Raw genomic sequence first — 4,736 nt, forward strand, 5'->3', positions numbered from 1 at the left:
ACAATTCGCAGAAACAGTTACTTTTAAAGTGACTGACACATCTGTAGAAATCCAAAATCGGCGCGAAATAATCTGCCGGATGGGACATCATTTAATTTGCCGGACAACAATGGGCAAGCGTAAACACATCTAAAACAGCACTCCCGTCCGCCCCCGTGCAATTTCGAATGAGGGCTTCTTTTCCATTTTTCAACATGACCTTTTGTTCATACTTCATGTCATCCTCCTCATCAGGTTCAGGCCAAGAGCTGAATGGCATTCTCAATCCGGCTGAATATGACATTCTCGAAATCCTTCGAGTTGTCCCCTTTCATTCGTGGTCAGGGTACTTCTCACCAAGTGCTTACCCTCTTATAACTCTTTTTGTAAACGGATGTGAACCCTTCATTCATTTCTCTAATTGCAGATTGTAAAGATAACATCAGTATTCCTGCTGAAAAGAATGCGCATAAAAAGGACACCTGTCTTTGATACATTGTTCGTTCAATTCTGTGAATTCGCATTTCATTTGCTCATATTGCAATGTTACATCATAATGAGCATTCACATAATCAACACCATTTTTAAATGCTATCATGGCATCTCTCTTACAACATCTTGGTCCGTTTATGATCCCCAGTTCACCGATTGCTTTTGATGTAAACTGCATATGACTCCCCCATGACCCGTCTGTCGAAAGCGGACCGGTTCCATCGATGATTGCAAGTGCGGCACCTATAGATGTAATTGCCCCGCAGATTCCCCATAAACCACACATTGCTCCAGGCATTCTAAGTCCCTCTGCCATTAACTTGTCCAGCGCCTGATCTATATCAATTTCTCCACCTGCATTTTTATATGCCATAAGCAAACTTGCACCATCTAATATATGGTGTTCAGGCCCATTAATACTGACATATTCCTTCTTTGCAATATTCTCAAATATGAGAACCGGATTCGTCCCTTGTTCTTTCTTTATATCAGCTACAATCAGCTCTGCCTTTTCTTTTATTGACATAGAAGATTTCCTTTCGAATTCATCAACGCTTGCGAAAAGAGACTGGTTTTTTGTTGGTTTCTTGGCTAGTTTTATTTGTTTGTTGATTCGTATTATACACTTCTTGGTCTGTTTCTTGGTCTGCAGCCAGATTCTGCTTCCGATATAGGTTAATGCGGAATCCGATCTCCATATCGATAAACTCCGGTACGCCACTACATAAGGACATCCGCCATAAACTTTGCTACAATCTCGCCGCCCGTTTCTGTCGTCTTCTGATAATTCTTTGGAGCTGCCGGCATCTTCGACAGCCATAATATGATTGCAATAACTGCAATCATATTCATACATACTGAAATTTATCGTTCCAAAGTCAAAATACCTGCACAATACGAAACTCGAGTAAAAGATAGACTTGGGAACACGCTCCTCAGTTCGCCGGCCACAAAATAGATCTCTTCATGATCCCATTTATTACCAGATACCAGCCGACATGTATCTAATTCCTCCCGCGTTTCAAAAGCGACATCTCCAATCAAAATCTGCCCGTTTTCATTCAGATGGTCATACAGAGTACGCAGGAACTCCACTTTCTGTTCATCTTTCAAGTGATGTAAAGAATAAGTCGCTACAATAGAATCGTAGCGTTGATGTTTCAACGGCTCTGCCAGTCCCTGCGTAAAATCCCACTGATAGAGATGTGCTCCCGGCATTTTCTGTGCTGCCAGTTCAATCATTCTGGACGAGAAATCCTGACCATAAACTGTACACCCATTCTCATATAATTTTGATGTGAGTGTTCCGGTCCCAAATCCGATATCAAGTACGACGGCATTTTTCTTCTTCATGATGACCTGAAAGATTCTTCCGAGCACATCCTTGTAACCGGCAAATGGATATGTGTTCTTGTCATCAGAAATACCAACTGTGCTGTCATATCCATCAGCCCACAGGTCAAAACCTTTGTTGTCGAGCATCCTTATCTCCTCAAATTATGGGTTATGATTCTCCTGTCCAGATGAACTCAATTCATTTCTCTGCCAATCCCTCACCCAATATCTCAGCAAATTGCTCCAGCCCTTCCCGATCTGAAGCGCTGAACCGTCTGAAGAAGGGGCTGTCAATATCCAGAACACCATATAGACTGCCCTTTTTACAGATAGGCAGCACAATCTCAGACCGCGAATCGCTGTCGCAGGCAATGTGACCGACAAATTCATGCACATTCTCCACAAGGACCGTCTCTTCCTCTGCCGCTGCTGTTCCGCACACACCTTTTCCAAAAGGGATCCGGACACAGGCCGGCTTGCCCTGAAATGGCCCGAGCAGCAACTCATTTCCCTGTGAAATATAGGCCCCTGCCCAGTTAATTCCTTGCAAAGTCTGATAAATCAGAGCAGAAGCATTGGAGAGAATTGTGGTATCCGAATCGACACCCTTCATCAGGCTCTCCAGCTGCCGGCAAAGAAGATCATAATCGGTTTGATAATCCGGGAATGAATCTTCGAACTTGTACTCCCTGACTTCTGCATTCTTTATACCGAATGCTGCGAACTCCTCATTCCTCATATCACGGAAATAGGATTCGATCATACGGGATATGCCATTATGAGCGACTAAGAGATACGTCTTCTCCGGTTCCCTTTCTATATCATCGATCAGGTTATAAATCCTTTGTGCTGTCTTCATCATGGATTCTCCTCCGCCATAACTGTCAGCGAAGTTCTCCTTGGCCCTGGCAAATTCCAAGCCGTCCCTTGCGGTTCCTTCCCATCTGCCAAAATTCTGCTCCACCAGGCGCGGCTCAATTCGCACCGGGACTCCGATTACATGCGAGATTTCCATCGCTGTGTCAAAGGCACGAGACAAAGGAGAGGTCATAATCTCATCAATATGGATCTCGCCATGATCAATCTTCTTTCTCAGCATCTGCCCGGTCTTTCTTGCCTGTTCACGACCAAGCTCCGTCAATGGACTGTCCGTTACGCCACAGATTTTATTTTCAACATTCCATACCGTCTGTCCGTGACGGACAAAATAAAAATGCCCCATGTCAGCTTCGTTTCCCTTCTTCGCATGTGATTTCGGTCACACCATTATCTCAAAAACGCTTTGATGGACATAGTTCCGTAAGAACATATCCACCGGATTTCCCGTTCGTCTCGAATTTTATTATACTTTTGAAAGCATTATGCCATTAGCTTTCAAAATCAACAACAATTTTAAATTTTGAAAGTCACATAAAAAAGCGGAACACCACGCTAATGGTATTCCGATGAGTATTCCGTGCTTGGGATACCAACGTTTCGTTGAATGATACCGGCATTCCGCTTTATGATACAAACACGTCGACGTAACGCTGATAAGCAAGGCTTGACACCTTTACGAATTTACAAGGTTCTCAAACTCGGAATGCGACTTTAATCTTCTTAGAACAAATTGACTACATTTCCGTCCGGGACGTCACGCACCTCACATTCCATTTCAACGATGGTCACACTGAAGAACGGGATTACGAATTCAGAAAGGAAGGTGTCAAATGGACCGATGAGCTGAACATTATCGCAGGACTGATACAGGACGGCATTTACCAAAACGCCCATGTAGCGCAGAACCAGGCTGATTACAACAAAGAGTATGAAACGCTCACTGCCCGGTATGAGAAAGCAAAGAGGCGCCTTGACGAGGTGGAGGCTGAAATCCATGACAAGAATTCCCGCCGCAAATCCATCGAGCATTACCTTTCGCTCCCGGAAGAACGCAAGGACGCCACCACGGAATACGATGTCCGCCTCTGGCACGGCATGGTGGAATTTGTGACGATCTACAGCAAGGATGACATCCGCTTCACCATGAAGGACGGAACGGAAATCATGGCTTAAGAAAACTCCGAACAGCTGATACTTCAGTGGTTCGGAGTTTTCTTATTTAACGGCACAGTTCCAATACAGTAGCTATGTTCCCATCGATACATATGCTTTTATTCTCAATCTCGCCAGGACAGAATGCCTCTCCATAATTGATGCAGGCATAGACCGCCTTTTCATTCGACAATGTCATCTGCCAGAACGGGTACTTCACTATGACAGGGGTATTTAATTTAATGCACACCCGAATGTATTTCTTACTTGTTTCTACAGTCTGATGCTTACACTCTTGCAAATGGTAAAATAAAACTGTAAATGCCTATGCCGTTATGCTATGAGCATAGTACATAGCATAACGGCTTCTCTTTCGTTGAGCTAGCAAGGAGGGTGAATATGTCTTTATCCATACAAGAGCGATTAAAAGACCTACGTGTGGAGCGTGGCTTGACGCTGGGGCAGCTTGCGGAGCAGACCGGGCTTTCCAAGTCTGCGCTGGGCAGTTACGAAACGGAAGACTTCAAGGACATCAGCCACTATGCCCTTATCCGGCTGGCGAAGTTTTACGGTGTGACCGCTGATTATCTGCTGGGGCTGTCTGAAATGAAAAATCACCCAAACGCCGATCTTGCAGACCTGCGTTTGAGTGATGAAATGATTGACCTGCTGAAAAGCGGGAGGATAGACAATACCCTGCTGTGTGAGCTGGCGGCGCACCCGGATTTCCCCCGGCTGATGGCTGACCTTGAAATCTATGTGAACGGAACGGCACTGAAACAGGCGCAGGTGTTATCCCGCATTTTATCTGGTCCTAAACCATACCACATTCAATCAAATTAAAAAGAGGCACAGCATAAATTATTCTGATGGATTTTACATCGGATTGCTTTATGCCG

General features: G+C 44.6%; 5 protein-coding genes and 1 pseudogene. 2 read left to right on the plus strand and 4 right to left on the minus strand.

Annotated features, from left to right (window positions below):
• Positions 1-91 precede the first annotated feature (91 nt).
• The 4 genes from ACTQ1N_RS12285 to ACTQ1N_RS12300 all read right to left on the minus strand — a co-directional run bounded on the left by ACTQ1N_RS12285 (position 92) and on the right by ACTQ1N_RS12300 (position 3,028).
• On the minus strand, positions 92-217 hold the full coding sequence (locus ACTQ1N_RS12285) for a hypothetical protein (RefSeq protein WP_441956951.1): 126 nt from the start codon (positions 215-217) through the stop codon (positions 92-94).
• Between the two features lie 204 nt (positions 218-421).
• Entirely contained in the window at positions 422-1,291 is an 870-nt protein-coding gene (locus ACTQ1N_RS12290; RefSeq protein WP_441956952.1) for a DUF5714 domain-containing protein, read from the minus strand.
• A gap of 44 nt (positions 1,292-1,335) precedes the next feature.
• Positions 1,336-1,953 (minus strand): class I SAM-dependent methyltransferase, encoded by a 618-nt coding sequence (locus ACTQ1N_RS12295; protein ID WP_441956953.1) that lies wholly within the window; start codon positions 1,951-1,953, stop codon positions 1,336-1,338.
• A gap of 52 nt (positions 1,954-2,005) precedes the next feature.
• The gene (locus ACTQ1N_RS12300) at positions 2,006-3,028 is read right to left on the minus strand and encodes a histidine phosphatase family protein (protein WP_441956954.1); all 1,023 of its coding nucleotides are present in this window, start codon (positions 3,026-3,028) and stop codon (positions 2,006-2,008) included.
• A 635-nt stretch (positions 3,029-3,663) separates the two neighbouring features.
• On the opposite strand from ACTQ1N_RS12300, the gene ACTQ1N_RS12305 reads away from it, so the two are divergent.
• A complete protein-coding gene (locus ACTQ1N_RS12305; protein ID WP_441956955.1) occupies positions 3,664-3,858 on the plus strand; it encodes a hypothetical protein in 195 nt (64 codons plus the stop codon).
• Between the two features lie 378 nt (positions 3,859-4,236).
• Positions 4,237-4,644, plus strand: a pseudogene (locus tag ACTQ1N_RS12310) (helix-turn-helix domain-containing protein); the annotation flags it as partial.
• Positions 4,645-4,736 lie beyond the last annotated feature (92 nt).

The organism is Porcincola sp. LCP21S3_C12, assembly GCF_052118625.1.
Lineage (GTDB): Bacteria > Bacillota > Clostridia > Lachnospirales > Lachnospiraceae > Porcincola.

What these genes read in the sequence shown, in the direction of transcription:
- ACTQ1N_RS12300 (WP_441956954.1), bottom strand. Translation starts at nt 3,028, where the DNA reads ATGGGGCATTTTTATTTTGTCCGTCACGGACAGACGGTATGGAATGTT.
- ACTQ1N_RS12290 (WP_441956952.1), bottom strand. Translation starts at nt 1,291, where the DNA reads ATGGCTGTCGAAGATGCCGGCAGCTCCAAAGAATTATCAGAAGACGAC.
- ACTQ1N_RS12285 (WP_441956951.1), bottom strand. Translation starts at nt 217, where the DNA reads ATGAAGTATGAACAAAAGGTCATGTTGAAAAATGGAAAAGAAGCCCTC.
- ACTQ1N_RS12295 (WP_441956953.1), bottom strand. Translation starts at nt 1,953, where the DNA reads ATGCTCGACAACAAAGGTTTTGACCTGTGGGCTGATGGATATGACAGC.